Origin of the sequence: Actinomyces israelii (genome assembly GCF_030253495.1) — a bacterium.
Taxonomy (GTDB): domain Bacteria; phylum Actinomycetota; class Actinomycetes; order Actinomycetales; family Actinomycetaceae; genus Actinomyces; species Actinomyces israelii.
Map to the genome: position 1 here is coordinate 2,058,431 of NZ_CP124548.1, position 17,123 is coordinate 2,075,553.

The window sequence follows — 17,123 nt, forward strand, 5'->3', positions numbered from 1 at the left end:
CCGTCAGAAACCCGCGCGCGGCGGCCGCGCTGAGACCTCAGTGGTAGTAGGGGATCATGAGCCACAGGCCGAAGAGGACGATGCCCAGGGCCAGCGCCAGGAAGAAGCCGGCCGCCAGCTCGGCGGCGCGCAGGCCCCTGACCTGCCCGGCCGTGCGCTTGAGCCGGGCCTCGCCGAGCATGCGGGCCGCCGAGGAGGTGATGGCCAGGACGAGGCCCGTGCCGAGCACGGTCACCGCCGCGACCAGCCCGAGGGACGCCCAGTCGATGCTCATGCGACGCTCTCCCTCTGCTGCGGCGCGGCGGTGGTGACCGTGGCCGCGCCGACGAGCTCTTTCTTGACCTCGTTGAGGGTCTTGGGGGCGCGGCCGAGCTCGGGGTCGGGCTGCTTGGCCACGACGACGGAGTCGGCGTCGTTGACGTTGGAGAAGTCGACCCGGTTGTGGCCGGCCTGGCGGATAATGATCCAGGCCCCGGCCAGGAGCAGGACGATGACGGCGATAGTGCCCGGGACGCCGCCCCTGACGGCGATCAGGGACGTCACCGCGCCCACCACGGCGGCGCAGGGCAGGGTGACGAGCCAGGCGATGCCCATCTTCCCGAAGGTCCCCCAGGACACCTTGGCCCCTCTGCCCACTCCGGTGCCCAGGATCGAGCCCGTGCAGATGTGGGTGGTGGACAGGGCGAAGCCCAGGTGGGAGGAGGCGAGGATCGCCACTGTTGAGGCGGTCTCGGAGGCGAAGCCCTGCGGCGGGTCGATGTGGACCAGTCCCTTGCCCATCGTGCGCATAATGCGCCAGCCCCCCGAGTAGGTGCCCAGGCCGATGGCCAGCCCGGCCGCGCCGACCACCCACCACTGGGGGCCGGTCCCCGTCTCCTGGTAGCCGGCGGCGATCAGGACCAGGGTGATGACGCCCATGGTCTTCTGCCCGTCGGAGGTGCCGTGGGCGAGTGCCACCATTGATGCCGAGATCCGCTGCCCGTTGCGGAAGACCGTCTGACTGAAGCGGTCGGTGGGCCGGGCGATGCGGTAGGCGATCCAGGTGGCCAGCGCCGACGCCGTCCCGGCCACGCAGGGGGCGATGATCGCGGGCAGGATGATCTTGGAGATCACCGTGCCCCAGTGCACGCCCTGGATGCCCGCGGCCATGATGACGGCGCCGATCAGCCCGCCGAAGAGCGCGTGCGAGGAGGAGGACGGCAGTCCGAAGAGCCAGGTGGCCAGGTTCCACAGGATCGCGCCGGCGAGGCCGGCGAAGACCATTGCGGGCGCCGCCTCGATGAGCGCGTCGTTGAACATGCCGTGAGAGATCGTCTTGGCGACCTCCGTGGAGATCATGGCGCCGATGACGTTCAGCACGGCCGCGACCAGGACAGCGCGCCTGGGAGTGAAGGCCCCGGTGGCGACGGATGTCGCCATGGCGTTGGACGAGTCGTGGAATCCGTTGGTGAAGTCGAAGACCAGCGCGGTCGCGACGACGACCACCACGATGAACAAGGTTGCAGTCATACTATTCTCGGTCGGGTGAGCGGATCTGGGTCCCGGGTGCGGCTGACGCCGATCGGGCCGGGGATCCGGACCGCACGGACGCGGTCCGCCTTCATTGTTACCAGCGGCCGACCCCGCCCGACAGCGAGATTCTGACTGTTCACCAACTGTTCACCCGGTCCCCCGACGGTGCCGGAGACGGCACCGCGGCATCCGTCGCCGCCCGACCCGCGTGAGCGGCCGCTCGCCGTCGGCGAAGCAAGACGAGGCCGACTCCCCAGCGCGCCCTGAGCGTTATATCGGGACAGCAACGATAGGGTCGGACCATGGCAGCCCGAAGTGGAAGCACACGCTCTTCCAAGTCCCGGAAAGGCCGCACCGCGGCCCCTTCTCACCTGGACCTCGGAATCGACCTGGGCACGACCAGAACGGTCGTCGCCCGCGCCGACCGGGGCAACTACCCTGTTCTGTCCTTCACCGATACGAACGGCGACTCCCACGACTACTACCCGTCCCTGACGGCGCTGACCGATGACGGCCTGGTGCACGGCTTCCGCGCGCGCCAGGCCGCCCGCGAGGGCGCTCCGCTCCTGCGCAGCCTCAAACGCACCCTGGCGGCGCCGTCGGTCAGCGCGTCGAGCACAGTGACCCTCGGCGACCGCACGCTGAGCGTCGGCGAGGTACTCGTGTCCTTCCTGACCGACCTGCGCCGGCAGATGGCCACCTCCGGGGTGCTCGACGGCGCCGACCCCGGCAGCGAGGACGCGCACGTGGTGGTCGCCGTGCCCGCGCACGCCTACGGGGCGCAGCGCCTGCTCACGCTCGACGCCTTCCGGGCGGCGGGGTTCCACGTGACCGCCATGCTCAACGAGCCCAGCGCCGCCGGCTTCGAGTACACCCACCGCAAGGCGTCCACCGTGTCCTCCCGGCGCACGCGCGTCCTGGTCTACGACCTGGGGGGCGGAACCTTCGACACCTCCCTGGTGGACGTCAACGGGCCCTCGCACGAGGTGCTGGCCTCCCGCGGGCTGGGCGACCTAGGCGGCGACGACGTCGACCTCATCCTGGCCCAGCTGGTGCTGGCGCGCGCGTCCGTGGACGAGGCCTCCCTGAGCGGCACCCAGCTCGGCGACCTGCTCGACCAGTGCCGCGACGTCAAGGAGGCCCTGGCGCCGCAGTCGCGGCGCATGGTCGTCCGCGTGCGCGACAACGACGTGGTGCTGCCCGTGGCGGACCTCTACGAGGCCACGACGCCCCTGATCCAGCGCAGCGTGGACGTGATGGCGCCCCTGGTCGGCAGGCTGGAGGACGGCGGCCCGGACCTGACCGACATCGCCGGGATCTACCTCGTCGGCGGCGCCTCGGGCCTGCCGCTGGTGCCCAGGATGCTGCGCGAGCGGTTCGGACGCCGTGTCCACCGCTCCCCCTACCCGGGGGCCTCCACCGCCATCGGCCTGGCGATCGCCGCCGACCGTGACGCCAACGTCCGGCTGACGGACCGGCTCTCGCGCGGCTTCGGCGTCTTCCGGGAGGCCGACGGCGGCACGCGCACCTCCTTCGACGCGATCCTGACCGAGGACTCCATCCAGAAGGGCGGCGGGGTCAGCGCCACCGTGGCCACACGCCGCTACCAGGCGGTCCACAACATCGGGCGCTACCGCTTCGTGGAGTGCGCGGGGGTCGACGACGACGGCGAGCCCCGCGGGGAGCTCGCGCCCTACGAGGACGTCCTGTTCCCCTTCGACGCCTCATTGCGCGATATCGACGACCTGTCCTCGATACCTGTGACGCGCACGGGCGGCGGCCCGCAGATGGAGGAGCGCTACGAGGCCGACGAGTCCGGCCTGGTGCGGGTGACGCTGACCGACCTCAGCGACGGCCACAGCCGCACCTACGTCCTCGGGCACCGCACCGCCTGAGGACCCCGGCACCCGGAGCCATGAGGGCGGGGGCGGGCCGGCCCTCGGGCACGGCCCGCTCTCATCCGCGTAGACGGCCTGTTCAGATGGCGCCCGACAGCGAGGTGAGCCGGTCGGTCTCCTCCGGTGCGAGCCGAAGAGTGAGCGCCGTCAGGATCGGGGCGAGCTGTTCGGTGGTGCGGGCCGAGGCCAGCGGGGCCACCACGCCGGGGCGGTCGCGCAGCCAGGTCAGCGCCACCGCGGCCGGCTGCGTGCCGTGGGCCGCTGCGATCTCGCGCAGCGCGTCGACGACGGCGAAGCACTCCGGGCGCATGTAGTCCGCCACCATCGAGGAGCGCGCGGTGGTGGCCGCCTCGCCCCGGCGGTACTTCCCGGTCAGGAAGCCCGCGGCCAGCGAGAAGTACGGGACGAGCCCCATGTCGTGGGCGGCCGCCGTCTCCCCTCGGTTTCCGGGCCCCTCGACGTCGCCGCGGTGGAGGAGGTTGTAGTGCGGTTGGAGCGCGACGGGCGCCTGTGCCCCCATGGACTCGGCGATGGCGCACCACTGCTCGATGCGCCGGGGGTCGTAGTTGGACAGCGCCACGTAGCGGGTCTTGCCGGCGGCGCGGAGCTCCTCGAAGACCGCCACGGTCTCCTCCAGGGGCGTGTCCGGGTCGTCGAAGTGCGCGTAGTAGAGGTCGACGTAGTCGGTGCGCAGGCGCGCCAGGGACTCCCCGAGGGCGGCGCGGACGTTGTCGGGCGCGAGTCCGGCCCGGTCCGGCTTGGTGGAGACCTTGGTGGCGATGACGACGTCGTCGCGGCGTCCGCGCCTGCGCAGCCATGAGCCGATGATCGTCTCGGACTCTCCCCCGGCGTTGCCGTCCGCCCAGGCGGAGTAGCCGTCGGCCGTGTCGATGAAGTTGCCGCCCTCGCCGGTGTAGGCGTCCAGGACGCGGCGCGAGGCCTCCTCGTCGGCCGTCCAGCCGAAGACGTTGCCGCCCAGTCCCATGCGGCTGACATCAAGATCCGAGCTGCCAAGTTTCATTGCGGAGCCTTTCTGCTCAGGTCGTGTAGGAACTGTGAGGTGAGGGCGCGGGGCGATCGGCACCGCCCGCCGCCGACACGCGCTCGCTCAGCCGAGCCGGCACTTGGCGGCGCGACGCTTGGCCAGCTCGTCCTCAATCACCGGGGGCCGGTTCGCATGGTCGACCGGGAACTCGGACAGGGAGCCCTCGACCTCGTGCCATACGCGCCCCACGGCGATGCCGAAGACGCCCTGGCCCCCCTGGACGAGGTCGATGACCTCATCGGCGCTGGTGCACTCGTAGACGGAGGCGCCGTCGCTCATCAGCGTTATGGAGGTCAGGTCCTCCACGCCGTGCTGGTGAAGGGCGTTGACCGCGGTGCGGATCTGCTGGAGGGAGACGCCGGTGTCGAGCAGCCGCTTGACGATCTTGAGCAGCAGGATGTCGCGGAAGGAGTACAGACGCTGAGAGCCTGAGCCCCTGGCGCCTCGGATGGAGGGCTCGACCAGTCCGGTGCGGGCCCAGTAGTCCAGCTGCCGGTAGGTGATGCCGGCGGCGCGGCAGGCGATTGGTCCGCGGTAGCCCGTGTTGACATCAAGCTCGGGAAGCGGGTCGCCGAAGAGCATCCCCTGGCCGCGCTGAAGTGCTGGGGCATGAAGACTGGCCTCGTTCGCGCTCAACTGACCTGCTCCTGTCGGAATGGGGGCGTGCGCGCTGGGCGCGCCCCGTGGCGGTGGGGGTCGGGCGGGTGTCCCCGACCAGGACCCACGATAGGGCCACTGCCCGCGGTGCTCAATGAAGGGCGCGCCGCGTCCGCCTGTCGAGGATGTCTCAATCTCAGGGCGAGGTCAAGTTTTGCCGCATTCTGTTAGCGATTTGCGGCCTGATTGCAGGGCAAACGGGTGGGTCCCCTACGACAGAGCATGTGATTCACATCACATTATTCGTCACATGCGTCACTTCCGTCTCGCGTGTCGCGGAGTCAGGCTGACGACGCCGCCTCATCGACCGCCATCGCCTCCAGCTCCCGGCGCCACTGCGCGAAGCGCAGGCACAGCCCCTGAGCATCGAGGTCCAGCCCCCGCAGCCGCAGGAGCCCGGCGGTCGCCACCACGGGACGGCCCAACGACTGCGCCGCGACCAGCGCCTCCGCCGGCGAGCACGGGACCCGGTGCTCGATCTCGCCCTGAAGGAGCACCACGCAGGCGCACAGCGCCGCATCGGCGTCGACATCGAGCTCGACAGCACTGACGCGGCCGCCCAGCGCCCGGCACGTCTGCCCGAGCAGAGTCGTCCAGGTCAAGGTGCGCATTACCTCGCTGGCCTCACCAGAGCTGAGCAGCAGGCCCTCACGAGGGGTGACGGGGACTGCCACCATCGCAGGACCGCCGTCCTCAACGAGGATGGCGACCAGGCCGTTCTGGGACGTTGTGGAGCGGACGCTCACCAGTGTCATGGTGCTCACGGACCCAAATCTACGGGCGCGCGGGCGCCGTGTCCGGCGAACGGAGGCGGAACCTCGACCGGTTCGGTCCCTCCCCGGGGGCGCCTCTCAGCCCAGCGCCGAGACCGCCTGGTGGAGCAGAGCCGTGTGCAGGTCCGCGAGGACGCCGGCGAGCTCGGAGGCGGCGTCCTCGGCGGCCGTGCTCGACCGCAGCCGCTTGTACCGCACAGCCAGGTCGACGACGTCGGCCTCGCGCTCGGCCGCGGCTCGCACCGAGCGCAGGTTGCGCAGAGGAATGCCGAGCCGGTGCGCGCGCAGTGCAAGCGACACCGTCCGCAGGGAGCGCGCGTCGAAACGGCCGTGGGCGTCGGGCGCCACGACGCCGATCGCAACCAGCTCCTCCAGCTGGGCCACGGAGGCGCCGGCGTGGTGGGCCAGCGATGCGGCGTCCAGGCTGGTGCCCACCACCGCATGGCCGCCGGCCGCGACCACGCGCGGGACCGGGGAGGGCTCGGGCGCCTGAGGCGAGGCATCCAGCTCGGCGAGCCGCTGCCGGATGACCGACAGCGGCAGATACTCGTCGCGCTGGGCCGTCAGCGTGTAGCGGAGCCGCTCGACATCGGCCTGGGAGTAGCGCCGGTATCCGTTGCCGACCCGAAAGGGGGCGATGAGACCCTCCCCCTCGAGGTAGCGGACCTTCGACAGGGAAAGGGCCGGGAACTCCGCCTTGAGCCGGTCCACCACCTCGGAGATCTTCATCTCCGGCTTGCGGGAGACGTCTCGGGGCCAGGGCGGGACCTCGGCGTCGGCCGCATCGCGCTCAGCGGGACGACGGCGTGCGGGGACGGCGCTCACTGCGCAGCCGCGCCCGCGACCGGGCCGGGGTGGTAGGTCATTCGGTACTTGCCGATCTGGACCTCGTCGCCTCGACGCAGAGCGGCCTGCTCGACACGCTGGCGGTTGACGTAGGTGCCGTTGAGCGAGCCCGAGTCGCGCACGGCGAAGCCTCCCTCGGGCAGCGCGAAGAAGATCGCGTGCTTGCGCGAGACCGTCACGTCGTCGAGGAAGATGTCCGCGCGCGGGTGACGGCCCACGGTCGTCTCGGCCGCGTCGAGCAGGAAACGGGCGCCGGTGGTCGGGCCCTGCTGGACCAGCAGCAAAGCCGTTCCTGCGGGCAGGGCGGCGATCGCAGCGCGATCCTGCTGCGACAGTCCGATAAGCGACGCAGCCGAATCAGCACTGAAATCCATAGCACCGAAGGACTGGGTCGTGCTGGGATCCGGCTCGATCGGAGTGCTCGGCATCTGTTCCCCTCGGGTCGGGCGGCGCGGGTCGCGCCGGTGTGGTCACACCATACCGTCGCGGCGCGTGCCACTGACAATATAATCGCGTTCTCTACGCTCAGCGCGTTCCAGGCCGCCGCTGCTGCCGGCCGGGACGCCCCTCGCCCCGGCGCCCGGAGCAGCGGGCACGACGCGGATGCTGTATCAGAAATTGTATCTGGTGAGGGGGCGCACGGCTCACTATCCTGAGTGCCGTGTTGCGGTGCGCACGACCCGCTTCCCTATGTCATCCCACGGAGGTAGACGATGTCTGATCCCGCCGGTCCCCCCAGCCCCCCAGGCTTCTCCCCCGAGCAGGCCTCCGATCCCGGCACGAGTGCCCATGACATGGCCAGGATCGCCGCTGAGCGTCCCGACCTGTGGCCCGCTCTGGCGGCCAACCCGGCGCTCTACCCGGATCTGCGGCAGTGGCTCGGGCAGGTCGATGACCCGGCGGTCAAGGAGGCCCTGGCCGCTTCCGAGCTCCGGGCGGACTCGATGCGCGCCGAGCAGACTGAGACTCGGGCGGAGCCGGCCCCCGCTCCCATGCCCACGCCCCTTCCCCCGCCGCCTCCGCCCGCCGAAGGCCAGGGCGCCCCCACGCCGCTGCCGGCGTCGGCTGCGTCGGCCCCGGCTGTCGCCTTCAGTCAGGCTCCGCCCCCGCCCGTCTCGCCCGTCCGGGGCGGCCGCAAACGATGGACCAGAAAGACCCGGGGCATTGCGGCCGCGGTGCTCGCCGTCGCCCTGGTGCTCGGAGGCGGCGCCTACACCGTCTACTCCCACTTCTTCCAGCGCGGGGCCTCCTCCCCCGAGGCCGCCATGGACTACCTGTCCCAGGCCGTGCAGGACAAGGACGTCATGACCCTGTTCAAAATGGTGTCGCCCGCCGAGATCGACACCGTCTCCGACTCCGCCGAGGCGGTGCGGAAGAACGACGGCGGCGATACCGACAAGTCCTCCAAGACGGATCCCGACAAGCTCATGTCCAAGGACGCGCTCGACAGCTACCTGAAGGCCATCAATGTGACGTCTTCCAACATGGAGTACTCCATCGACAAGAAGTCCGACAGCCTGGCCATCGCGACCGTCTCCTCCTGGAAGCTCAAGGCCAATGTCGACCAGAGCCTGGCCACGACGCTGCGCACCCGCTACGAGTCGGCCAAGGGGGAGCCCCTGGACGGGGACGAGAAGGACTTCTTCAACGACCTGGATTTCTCGGACGCGTCCTACAACGGCGATGTCGCCAAGAGCTTCTCGGACGACATCCCGCTCGAGCTCGTCATGGTCCAGGAGGACGGGCGCTGGTTCGTCTCCCCGACGATGACCGTTGCGCAGTGGGCCTACCGGGAGCGGGCGCGCTATGACGATGACATCAAGACACCGAGCTACAAGGCCGACTTCACCTCGGCCAAGGGGGCGTCCTCGGCCGAGGACGCGGTCGAGAAGCTGACCGACGCCGTCCTGGACGCCCGCCGTCCCAGCGACCTGCTCGATGACAACGTCGTCGGCATGCTCTCTCTGCCAGAGCGCCGCCTGGCCATGGTCTACGGACCCACCATGATCGGCGAGGACCAGGAGTTCTCCGAGAGGGCCTCGAAGTCGGTGCAGATCGACTGGAACCTGACCTCGACGAGCATCGGCAGCGGCAAGACCGTCGTTCACCCCGGCAGCTCCACGGTGACCCTCCACCCCGATGACAGCAGCCGGAAGGTCACTCTGGCCTTCAACGACGGCAAGGTGGACGTGACCACATCCGCGTCCGAGAACAACACCGCATCTGTCGACTTCACCCGTCAGCTCGCCAATCCCGATCACCTCGGAGTGGTGGTGGAGAAGAGCGACGGAACCTGGCACGTGTCCTCCTCGGGGACGATTGTCAACATCTTCAACCTGCATCCCTCGCAGGGCGCTCTCAACAAGCTCGCCGACACCCTCACCGACTGGGGGGTGGACTCCGATGACGCCGACGACTTCGCCGAGGAGGTCACCCAGTCCGCCGCGATCGCCACGCCCATTCTCGTGGTCGCCGACGTCGCCCAGCAGCTCAAGGACCTGGAGTGGGAGGACCACTCGTACTCCTCCCCGAGTCGCCCGCCATACGGCTCGTCGTCGAACAGCAGCCTGAGGAGCTCGTGCTCCGCCGGGAACATGGCCGACTGCGACAGCCTCTACTACAGCTCCTCCTACGGAAGCGACGATGAGGCCTTCGGCAAGAGCTGCGGAGGACGCAGCTACTCCATGAGGTACGGGGGCGACTGCAGGTCGACATACGGCTCCCGCTACTGACTCACCGGCCGGCCCGGGCCCGGCCCGCACCCCTGGACGGGTGCGGGCCGGGCCCGGCGGCCGTCTCAGGCCGGTGAGGAGGAAACGGGCCCGGTCGCCCGGTCAGTCCCACTTCTCCTCGGGGCGGCCGTCCCGGGCCCACAGGACGTGGTAGACGCCGGCGGGGTCGTCGACCCGGTGGTAGGTGTGGGACCCGAAGAAGTCGCGCTGCCCCTGGATGAGGGCGGCGGGCAGCCGCGGTGCGCGGAGCTGGTCGACGTAGGCCAGCGAGGACGCGAAGGCCGGGGCGGGCACGCCCGTCAGGGCGGAGGTCGCCACCACCTCGCGCCACGCGGGCAGCACCGTCTCCAGGGCCCGGGCGAAAACAGGCGCCGTCAGCAGGCCGGCCGGCTCGCGGCCGTCCTCGTAGACGCGGGCGATATCGTCCAGGAAGCGGGCGCGGATAATGCAGCCGGCGCGCCAGATGCGCGCCATGGCGCCCAGGTCCACATTCCAGCCGTCCCGCGCGCTGGCGGTGGCGATCTCGTCGAAGCCCTGGGCGTAGGCGGCGATCTTCGAGCCGTACAGCGCCTGCTTGACCGCCTCGACGAAGGCCGCGGTGTCCTCATCGGAGTCGAAGGCGATCGTGCGGGCCCCGGCGTCCAGGTCGGCCTCGCGCACGGCGGCGCGGGCCGCGGCCGAGGAGGACACGGCGCGCGCGAAGGTCGCCTCGGCGATCGCCGGCACCGCGGTCCCGAGCTCCAGCGCGGTCTGGGTGGTCCACACGCCCGTGCCCTTCTGGCCGGCTGCGTCAACGATCACGTCGACGAACGGCTCGTCGGTCGCGGGGTCCGTGCGGTCGAGGACCTCCGCGGTGACGTCGATGAGGTAGGAGTCGAGCTCGGAGTCCTTCCAGGAGCGGAAGACCTCGGCGATGGCGGGCACGTCGAGCCCGGCGACGCGCCGCAGCAGGTCGTAGGCCTCGGCGATGAGCTGCATGTCGGCGTACTCGATGCCGTTGTGGACCATCTTGACGAAGTGGCCGGCGCCGTCGGGCCCCACGTGCGCGCAGCAGGGGGCGCCGTCCACGTGCGCGGAGATGGACTCGAGCATGGGGCCGAGCCGGTCGTAGGACTCCCTGGTGCCCCCGGGCATGATGGAGGGGCCGAGCAGAGCGCCCTCCTCCCCCCCGGACACGCCCACGCCCGCGAAGTGGATGCCGTCCCTCCTCAGCTCCGCCTCACGACGCTGGGTGTCCTTGTAGAAGGTGTTGCCGGCGTCGACGATGATATCGCCGGGCTCGAAGAGCTCGCGCAGCTGGCCGATCACCGCCTCGGTGGCCGCGCCCGCCTGGACCATGATGATGGCCACGCGCGGGCGGCGCAGAGAGGCCGCGAAATCGGCCAGCCGCGTCGCCGGCACGAAGTCGCCCTCGGTCGAGTAGCGCTCCATGAGACGCTCGGTGCGGGCCCGGGTGCGGTTGAACACGGCCACGGAGTGCCCGTGACGGGCCAGGTTGCGGGCGAGATTCGCCCCCATCACCCCCAGCCCGTAGACGCCGATGTCCGCGCTCGACGGGGCCGGGACAAAATCGCTCATGATGCTCCTCTCCCGCCCGCACTGAGATCGGCGGGCGACCATGGTGCGCAAAGGGCCTGCGGGGAGCCTACAGCAACAGCGGGCACGGGAAGCAGGGCGCGCCCGGGCCAGGCACGGTTCTTGTCCCGCCCGGGTGCTCGACGTCTAAGGTGGAACTCGTATCCTGTCCGGGACACACACCACCACAGGAAGGCACTCGTGGACGACTCCCCCGCCCCGACACCCGGCCGCAACGCACCGGCCACCGGTCTCAACCCCCTGCTGGACTCCCGCGATCTGCGCATGCCCCGGATCGCCGACCCGTGCGTGCTCGTCATGTTCGGCATCACCGGCGATCTGGCGCGCCACAAGCTGCTTCCGGCCATCTACGACCTGGCCAACCGCGGCCTGCTCTCGCCGAGCTTCTCCCTGGTCGGCGTGGGCCGGCGATCCTGGAGCGATGACGACCTGCGGGCCTACGTCGCGCAGGCGGCGCGCGCAGGTGCGCGCACCCCCTGGCACCAGGCCATCTGGGACCAGCTGGCCGCCGGCATGCGCTTCGTGGAGTTCTCCTCCTTCGAGGACGACGGCGCCTACTCCCGCCTGACCGCTGTCGTCGCGGATCTCGACGCGACGCGCGGCACCAGCGGCAACCGCGCCTTCTACCTGTCGATCCCGCCGGGCTGGTTCCCGGCGGTCACCCAGCGCATCGCCGCCTCCGGCCTCGTGGACGAGTCGCCGGGCTCCTGGCGGCGCGTGGTCATCGAGAAGCCCTTCGGCCACAACCGGGCCAGCGCGGCCGAGCTCGACGCCCTCGTGGGCCGGATCGTGCGGCCCGACGACGTCTTCCGCGTCGACCACTACCTGGGCAAGGAGACCGTCCAGAACATCCTGGCGCTGCGCTTCGCCAACACCATGCTCGAGCCGCTGTGGAACCATCGCTACGTCGACCACGTCCAGATCACCATGGCCGAGGACATCGGCATCGGCACGCGCGCTGGCTACTACGACACCATCGGCTCGGCCCGCGACGTCATCCAGAACCACCTTCTCCAGCTGCTGGCGCTGACGGCCATGGAGGAGCCGACCTCCATGACCGCTGCGGCCGTGCGCGCGGAGAAGGAGAAGGTTCTGGCCTCTGTGCGCCTGGAGCGCCGCGGCGAGCTGGACCTGGACGCCACGACCGCCCGTGGGCGCTACGACGCCGGGTTCCAGGGCGGCGTCCCCGTCAGGGGGTACCTCGAGGAGGACGGCGTCGCCCCCGGCTCGCGCACCGAGACCTTCGCGGCCATCCGCCTGGAGATCGCCAACCGCCGCTGGGCGGGTGTGCCCTTCTACCTGCGCACCGGCAAGCGCCTCGCCCGCCGCGTGACCGAGGTCGCCGTCGTCTTCGAGCGGCCGCCCTTCCTGCCCTTCGACGGCGCCGCCACCGCCGGGGTGGGCGCCAACACGATCGTCCTGCGGATCCAGCCCGACGAGGGCGTCACCATGCGCCTGGCCTCCAAGGTCCCCGGCTCCCACATGGAGCTGCGGGACGTGTCCATGGACTTCGGCTACGGCGGCACTTTCAACGAGGAGTCCCCCGAGGCCTACGAACGGCTGATTCTCGACGCCCTCCTCGGCGACGCCCCGCTGTTCCCCCACCAGCGGGAGGTGGACCTGTCCTGGCGGATCCTGGATCCGGTCATCGATCGGTGGGCCGCCGCAGGCGAGCCCGACGGATACCGGCCGGGCTCGTGGGGACCGGCGTCGGCCCACCAGCTCCTTGCCCGCGACGGCCGTACCTGGAGGCGCTCATGATCACCACCCTCACCGCCACGACCACCGACCGCATTGTCTCCGCCCTCCTGGCGGAGGGGGGCGCCTCCGGCGGCTCCCACGTGCTGACCCTCATGATCGACACCGACGCCGCCGGGCTGGAGGACGCCCTGGCCGCAGCGCACGGCGCGAGCCTGGACCACCCGTGCCGCATTGTCGCGGTGGTCCGCCCCGACCCCGAGGACGACGCGGCCACCGGGCCCCGGTCGCGCGACGGGCACGTCCCCTCCGACCTGCCCGGCCACCTCGACGCCGAGATCCGGGTGGGGCACGACGCCGGTGCCGGCGAGACCCTGGTCCTGCGGCCCTGGGGGGAGGCCGCCAAGCACACCGACACCCTCGTCGTCCCCTTCCTGCTGTCCGACGTCCCGGTGGTGACCTGGTGGCCGACGACTCCGCCCGTCTGCCCGTCGACGAGCCCCCTGGGACAGCTGGCCTCCACCCGCATCACCAACACCCCGGCGCTCGACGACCCGGTGACGGCGCTCAAGGCGCTCGCACCGTCCTTCACCCCGGGCGACATCGACCTGGCCTGGACCCGGACCACCCTGTGGCGGGCCATGGTCGCCTCGACTCTTGACCCGGTGCTGCGCGAGGGGGCCGTGCGCGGCATGGTCGTCGCCGGAGAGCCGGAGAACGCCTCCATCGCCCTCATGATCCAGTGGCTGGGGCTGCGCACCGGGGTGGGGGTGGAGCAGGTCGACGTCCCCGGCTTCAGCGGCATCGCCTCGATCACCGTGACCACGCCGGCGGGCGAGATCGTGATCGCCCGCACGGACCAGGAGCGCGCCACCATCACCCGCCCCGGGGGCGGCGCCCCGCAGCTCGTCACCATGCCCCGCCGCGAGCCGATCACCACCATGAACGAGGAGCTGCGCCGGCTCACCCCCGACCTCGTCTTCGGAGAGGTCCTGGCCTCCTTCGCCGCCGAGTGCTGCCACGAGCCCGGAGGGGGCCGTCGGTGAGCACCGCCGGCACGATCGAGCAGAGGGCCGCCGGCCTGCCCGCGGCGAGTATTGTGCGCCGCCCGTCCTTCGACGAGGCCTGCGCCCTGGCCGCCGGGCGGACCGCGGGCCTTCTCGCCGAGGCGGCGGCCGCGCGCGGCGCCGGCCACCTCGCCCTGACCGGCGGCTCGGCCGGGACCGCCCTGGCGCGCGCCCTGCCCGCGGCTCTCACCGCCGCCGGGATCGTCCCCTCACGGGGCCTGGAGAGCATTCACCTGTGGTTCGGCGACGAGCGCTTCGTGCCCGCCGGGCACGCCGACCGCAACGACCTGCTGGCCGCAGGACTGGTGGAGGCGGGCGTGCCCGAGACCAACGTCCACCGCCTGTGCGGCCCCGAGAGGGCCGCCGACGTCGAGGACGCCGCCGGACGCCTGGCCGCGGACCTGGCCGCGGCCGGCCCCGCGCAGGGGCGCTTCGACGTCGTGCACCTGGGGGTCGGGCCGGACGCGCACGTCTGCTCCCTCTTCCCCGGGCACCCGGCCGCACGGACCACCGGGACCGACGTCGTCGCGGTGCGCTCCTCCCCCAAGCCCCCGCCCGAGCGGGTCTCGCTGACCTTCGACGTCCTGCACCGCTCCCGGTGCCTGATGCTGGTCGCCGGCGGCAAGGGGAAGGCGGGGGCGGCCCGCGCCGGTCTGGGGGCCCCCGATGCGGAGGCCGCCCCGGCGTCGTGCGCCCGCGGCCTGGTCACGACCTGGTACCTCGACGACGCCGCCGCTGGCGCTCTGGGCGGTTGAGCGCGACGGTTGACGGGCCGGTCCGGCGCCGCGCGCGGCCCGGCCCGTGTGGACGGGCTCAGCGGGCGCGGGCCGCGTACCCTTGGCGCATGCGCCCCCAGCCGCCCGACCCGGCCGTCCCCGTCAACCGCTGACATGCTCGCTGTACCGAATGCGCTGCGCGCCGCAGCCGTCGCTCTCTCGGCGGCGCTGGTCGCCGCGGGCCCCACCGCGCCCGGGCAGTGGGACGACCGCGGGGACCAGGCTCTCAGCGCCGCCGACGCGCTGACGGCCCTGGACTCGCTTCCGGCCGATGCGCCGGCAGCCGTCTCCTGGGGCGAGGGAGGGTCGCGCACCGGCTGGTTCGGACAGGCCTGGGAGGACGTCGACGGCGACGGCTGCGACACACGCAACGAGATCCTGTCCCGGGACCTCACCGATGTGGACTACTCGCGCGCCAAGGGCATCCAGGGCCGCGACCAGGGGGTCGGGCAGGGGGCGGCCGTGTGCCCCGACGCCACGGTGTGGTCCGGCACGCTCCACGACCCCTACACGGGGTCCACCATCGAGTTCCAGCGCGGGCAGGGCACCTCCGAGGCTGTCCAGATCGACCACGTGGTGCCCCTGAACTATCTCTACGCGCACGGCGCCTGGGCGTGGGACCAGCGCACGCGCCTCCTGGTGGCCAACGACCCCCTCAACCTGCTGGCCGTCGACGGAAAGGCGAACCAGGCCAAGTCCGCCTGCGGCCCGGCGACCTGCCCGACGGGCTCGACCGAGACCGGCTCGTGGGAGACCGCGTCCGGTCGGGGATGGTGGCCCCCGAACGACTCCTACAGGTGCGCCTACGCCGCCCGGTTCGTCTCCGTGGCGGCCGCCTACGACCTCGGGCTCCCCCAGGCCGATGTCGATGCGCTGCGCACGACGCTGACGGACTGCGCGGCGGGGGGCGACGGGGCTCCCTCGGCCCTGGAGCGCGCGGCCGGCACCGCGCAGAGCACCGTCGAGGTTCTCAGGTCGACCCCCGCGTACCGGCTGGCGGCGATCATCGGGACCGCTCTGGTCGGAGCCGGCCTCATGGCGCGCTCCAAGCACGTCCTGGGGGCCGGCCGGCGAACTGGGAGGCGCCGCAGACGGCGCTCTCGCCGCCGGTAGGATCGGGCCATGAGCACCAGGCAGTCACGAGGCGCACGGCCGCCCGGCACGACCGGAGCCGGCGGCAGCGGGCCCGCCTCGGCGAGGATCGACGTGTGGCTGTGGAGCGTGCGCCAGGTCAAGACGCGCTCGGCGGCGACGGGGGCCTGCCGCGCCGGGCACGTGCGCGTCAACGGGGAGACGGCCAAGCCCGCCCAGCACGTGAGAGTCGGCGACGAGGTCCGCTACCGGGTCGACGGCTTCGACCGGCACCTCATTGTCGAGCGCATCCTGCTCAAGCGCGTCGGGGCGCCGATCGCGCGCGCCGCCTACACCGATGTCTCCGCACCGCGCCCCTCCCCCATGGACGTGCCGGCCGCCATTATCCGCGACCGGGGGGCGGGCCGCCCCACGAAGAAGGAGCGCCGCCGGCTCGACGCCCTGCGCGCCGCGCCGAGCGAGATCGACATCGAGCACATTCTCGACGGCGACCGCTGAGGGCGCGGCCACCGGAGAGGCGGCCGGGCCTCAGCGTCACGGCAGGCGGTCCAGAAGGGCCTCGATTGTGCGCAGCACCCCGTCCTCGGTGTTCGCCGGGGCGATGTAGCGGGCGCGGGAGATAATGCCCGGGTGGGCGTTGGCCATCGCGAAGGACAGGTCGGCGTGGTCGTACAGCTCGGCGTCATTGAGGTAGTCCCCGAAGACCGCGGTCTGGGCCGGAGCGACGCCCAGGCGCTCCTGCACGGCGACGAGCGCCCGGCCCTTGGAGGCCGAGCGGGCCATCATGTCGACCCAGTGCGCGCCTGAGACCACGGCCTGCACCTCGGGCACGGCGGCTGCCAGGGGGCCCCGGCACTCGGACTCGGCGTCGCCGAAGGTGTAGACGGCGATCTTGATGACATTGCCCAGGGGAAGATCCAGGAGATCCCGAACCGGGTCGAGGGCCGTGTAGTAGAGAGCGCACTGGCGGACGAAGCGCTCGTCAATGCGGTCGACGTAGGCACGGTTCCTGGTGGCGACCACGACCCCGACGTCGAGCCCCTGCTCGCCCAGCGCACGTGTCGTGCGCACCGCGGCGGCGGCCTGGGCGCGGGTGACCGTCTCGCAGTGGATCTCGGCGGCGCCCTGGACGACGACCGTGCCGTTCTCCGCGATCACCGGGCTGTCGGCGATCGCGGCGCCGAAGGTCGCCCTGAGGTTGTCGAGCTGGCGGCCCGAGGCCGGCACGAGGACGACGCCGCGCTCGCGCATGCGCGCCAGGACGGCGTCGAAGCGGGGCGGGAGACGGCCCTCGCCGTCGAGCAGGGAGCCGTCCATGTCGGTGACCACCAGCCTGAGGTCCACGGGATCGGGAAGAGCGCTGAGCGGGGTCGGAGCGGGAGGGGTCATGACCCGATCCTTCCAGATCCGGCTCGCCGCGCGGCGCCGGGT

At 71.8% G+C, this 17,123-nt stretch carries 16 protein-coding genes; 7 read left to right on the plus strand and 9 right to left on the minus strand.

The genetic code is table 11. The features are described 5' to 3' along the window. Positions 1 to 37: 37 nt before the first annotated feature. Both AIF0345_RS08450 and AIF0345_RS08455 read right to left on the minus strand, forming a co-directional pair. Complete coding sequence (locus AIF0345_RS08450; RefSeq protein WP_268917180.1) at positions 38 to 274, minus strand: hypothetical protein; 237 nt, start codon at positions 272 to 274, stop codon at positions 38 to 40. Further along, a complete protein-coding gene (locus AIF0345_RS08455) occupies positions 271 to 1,509 on the minus strand; it encodes an inorganic phosphate transporter (RefSeq protein ID WP_285295876.1) in 1,239 nt (412 codons plus the stop codon). The genes AIF0345_RS08450 and AIF0345_RS08455 overlap by 4 nt, the downstream gene beginning before the upstream one ends. A 305-nt stretch (positions 1,510 to 1,814) precedes the next feature. On the opposite strand from AIF0345_RS08455, the gene AIF0345_RS08460 reads away from it, so the two are divergent. Further along, positions 1,815 to 3,407: an Hsp70 family protein gene (locus AIF0345_RS08460; protein WP_285295877.1), complete on the plus strand. Its 1,593-nt coding sequence runs from the start codon at positions 1,815 to 1,817 to the stop codon at positions 3,405 to 3,407. 82 nt (positions 3,408 to 3,489) lie between these two features. Here AIF0345_RS08460 and AIF0345_RS08465 read toward each other — a convergent pair whose 3' ends face one another. The 5 genes from AIF0345_RS08465 to AIF0345_RS08485 form a co-directional block, all read right to left on the minus strand. Further along, the gene (locus tag AIF0345_RS08465; protein ID WP_268917182.1) at positions 3,490 to 4,431 is read right to left on the minus strand and encodes an aldo/keto reductase; all 942 of its coding nucleotides are present in this window, start codon (positions 4,429 to 4,431) and stop codon (positions 3,490 to 3,492) included. Between the two features lie 87 nt (positions 4,432 to 4,518). Then, positions 4,519 to 5,037, minus strand: coding sequence for a MerR family transcriptional regulator (locus tag AIF0345_RS08470; RefSeq protein WP_285297913.1), 519 nt, complete (start codon positions 5,035 to 5,037; stop codon positions 4,519 to 4,521). Positions 5,038 to 5,393: 356 nt separating this feature from the next. After that, positions 5,394 to 5,867, minus strand: coding sequence for a bifunctional nuclease (locus AIF0345_RS08475; protein ID WP_268917208.1), 474 nt, complete (start codon positions 5,865 to 5,867; stop codon positions 5,394 to 5,396). Positions 5,868 to 5,963: 96 nt separating this feature from the next. Beyond that, a complete protein-coding gene (gene ftsR / locus AIF0345_RS08480; RefSeq protein WP_404975915.1) occupies positions 5,964 to 6,710 on the minus strand; it encodes a transcriptional regulator FtsR in 747 nt (248 codons plus the stop codon). Further along, entirely contained in the window at positions 6,707 to 7,159 is a 453-nt protein-coding gene (locus AIF0345_RS08485; RefSeq protein ID WP_043559479.1) for an FHA domain-containing protein, read from the minus strand. The genes ftsR and AIF0345_RS08485 overlap by 4 nt, the downstream gene beginning before the upstream one ends. Positions 7,160 to 7,444: 285 nt before the next feature. Between AIF0345_RS08485 and AIF0345_RS08490 the strand changes: the two genes are divergently transcribed. After that, entirely contained in the window at positions 7,445 to 9,463 is a 2,019-nt protein-coding gene (locus AIF0345_RS08490) for a variant leucine-rich repeat-containing protein (protein WP_285295878.1), read from the plus strand. Between the two features lie 102 nt (positions 9,464 to 9,565). Here AIF0345_RS08490 and gndA read toward each other — a convergent pair whose 3' ends face one another. Beyond that, a complete protein-coding gene (gene gndA, locus AIF0345_RS08495) occupies positions 9,566 to 11,041 on the minus strand; it encodes an NADP-dependent phosphogluconate dehydrogenase (RefSeq protein WP_285295879.1) in 1,476 nt (491 codons plus the stop codon). A gap of 282 nt (positions 11,042 to 11,323) precedes the next feature. Here gndA and zwf point away from each other — a divergent pair, with 282 nt between their 5' ends. From zwf to AIF0345_RS08520, 5 genes are all read left to right on the plus strand, one after another. Continuing rightward, complete coding sequence (gene zwf / locus AIF0345_RS08500) at positions 11,324 to 12,820, plus strand: glucose-6-phosphate dehydrogenase (RefSeq protein ID WP_285297914.1); 1,497 nt, start codon at positions 11,324 to 11,326, stop codon at positions 12,818 to 12,820. After that, the gene (locus AIF0345_RS08505; protein ID WP_285295880.1) at positions 12,817 to 13,803 is read left to right on the plus strand and encodes a glucose-6-phosphate dehydrogenase assembly protein OpcA; all 987 of its coding nucleotides are present in this window, start codon (positions 12,817 to 12,819) and stop codon (positions 13,801 to 13,803) included. Before zwf ends, AIF0345_RS08505 begins: the two co-directional genes overlap by 4 nt. Next, complete coding sequence (gene pgl, locus AIF0345_RS08510) at positions 13,800 to 14,579, plus strand: 6-phosphogluconolactonase (RefSeq protein WP_285295881.1); 780 nt, start codon at positions 13,800 to 13,802, stop codon at positions 14,577 to 14,579. The genes AIF0345_RS08505 and pgl overlap by 4 nt, the downstream gene beginning before the upstream one ends. Positions 14,580 to 14,714: 135 nt before the next feature. Further along, positions 14,715 to 15,713, plus strand: coding sequence for an HNH endonuclease family protein (locus AIF0345_RS08515; protein WP_285295882.1), 999 nt, complete (start codon positions 14,715 to 14,717; stop codon positions 15,711 to 15,713). Between the two features lie 9 nt (positions 15,714 to 15,722). Beyond that, a complete protein-coding gene (locus AIF0345_RS08520) occupies positions 15,723 to 16,190 on the plus strand; it encodes an RNA-binding S4 domain-containing protein (protein WP_285295883.1) in 468 nt (155 codons plus the stop codon). 36 nt (positions 16,191 to 16,226) lie between these two features. Here the strand turns inward: AIF0345_RS08520 and AIF0345_RS08525 are convergent, their stop codons facing one another. Next, entirely contained in the window at positions 16,227 to 17,081 is an 855-nt protein-coding gene (locus tag AIF0345_RS08525; RefSeq protein ID WP_043559457.1) for a Cof-type HAD-IIB family hydrolase, read from the minus strand. Positions 17,082 to 17,123 lie beyond the last annotated feature (42 nt).

Bases quoted from the DNA above. Each gene is read 5' to 3' on its own strand.
- AIF0345_RS08450 (WP_268917180.1), bottom strand. From the start codon at position 274: ATGAGCATCGACTGGGCGTCCCTCGGGCTGGTCGCGGCGGTGACCGTG.
- AIF0345_RS08455 (WP_285295876.1), bottom strand. From the start codon at position 1,509: ATGACTGCAACCTTGTTCATCGTGGTGGTCGTCGTCGCGACCGCGCTG.
- AIF0345_RS08460 (WP_285295877.1), top strand. From the start codon at position 1,815: ATGGCAGCCCGAAGTGGAAGCACACGCTCTTCCAAGTCCCGGAAAGGC.
- AIF0345_RS08465 (WP_268917182.1), bottom strand. From the start codon at position 4,431: ATGAAACTTGGCAGCTCGGATCTTGATGTCAGCCGCATGGGACTGGGC.
- AIF0345_RS08470 (WP_285297913.1), bottom strand. From the start codon at position 5,037: ATGCTCTTCGGCGACCCGCTTCCCGAGCTTGATGTCAACACGGGCTAC.
- AIF0345_RS08475 (WP_268917208.1), bottom strand. From the start codon at position 5,867: ATGACACTGGTGAGCGTCCGCTCCACAACGTCCCAGAACGGCCTGGTC.
- AIF0345_RS08485 (WP_043559479.1), bottom strand. From the start codon at position 7,159: ATGCCGAGCACTCCGATCGAGCCGGATCCCAGCACGACCCAGTCCTTC.
- AIF0345_RS08490 (WP_285295878.1), top strand. From the start codon at position 7,445: ATGTCTGATCCCGCCGGTCCCCCCAGCCCCCCAGGCTTCTCCCCCGAG.
- gndA (WP_285295879.1), bottom strand. From the start codon at position 11,041: ATGAGCGATTTTGTCCCGGCCCCGTCGAGCGCGGACATCGGCGTCTAC.
- zwf (WP_285297914.1), top strand. From the start codon at position 11,324: ATGCCCCGGATCGCCGACCCGTGCGTGCTCGTCATGTTCGGCATCACC.
- AIF0345_RS08505 (WP_285295880.1), top strand. From the start codon at position 12,817: ATGATCACCACCCTCACCGCCACGACCACCGACCGCATTGTCTCCGCC.
- AIF0345_RS08515 (WP_285295882.1), top strand. From the start codon at position 14,715: ATGCTCGCTGTACCGAATGCGCTGCGCGCCGCAGCCGTCGCTCTCTCG.
- AIF0345_RS08520 (WP_285295883.1), top strand. From the start codon at position 15,723: ATGAGCACCAGGCAGTCACGAGGCGCACGGCCGCCCGGCACGACCGGA.
- AIF0345_RS08525 (WP_043559457.1), bottom strand. From the start codon at position 17,081: ATGACCCCTCCCGCTCCGACCCCGCTCAGCGCTCTTCCCGATCCCGTG.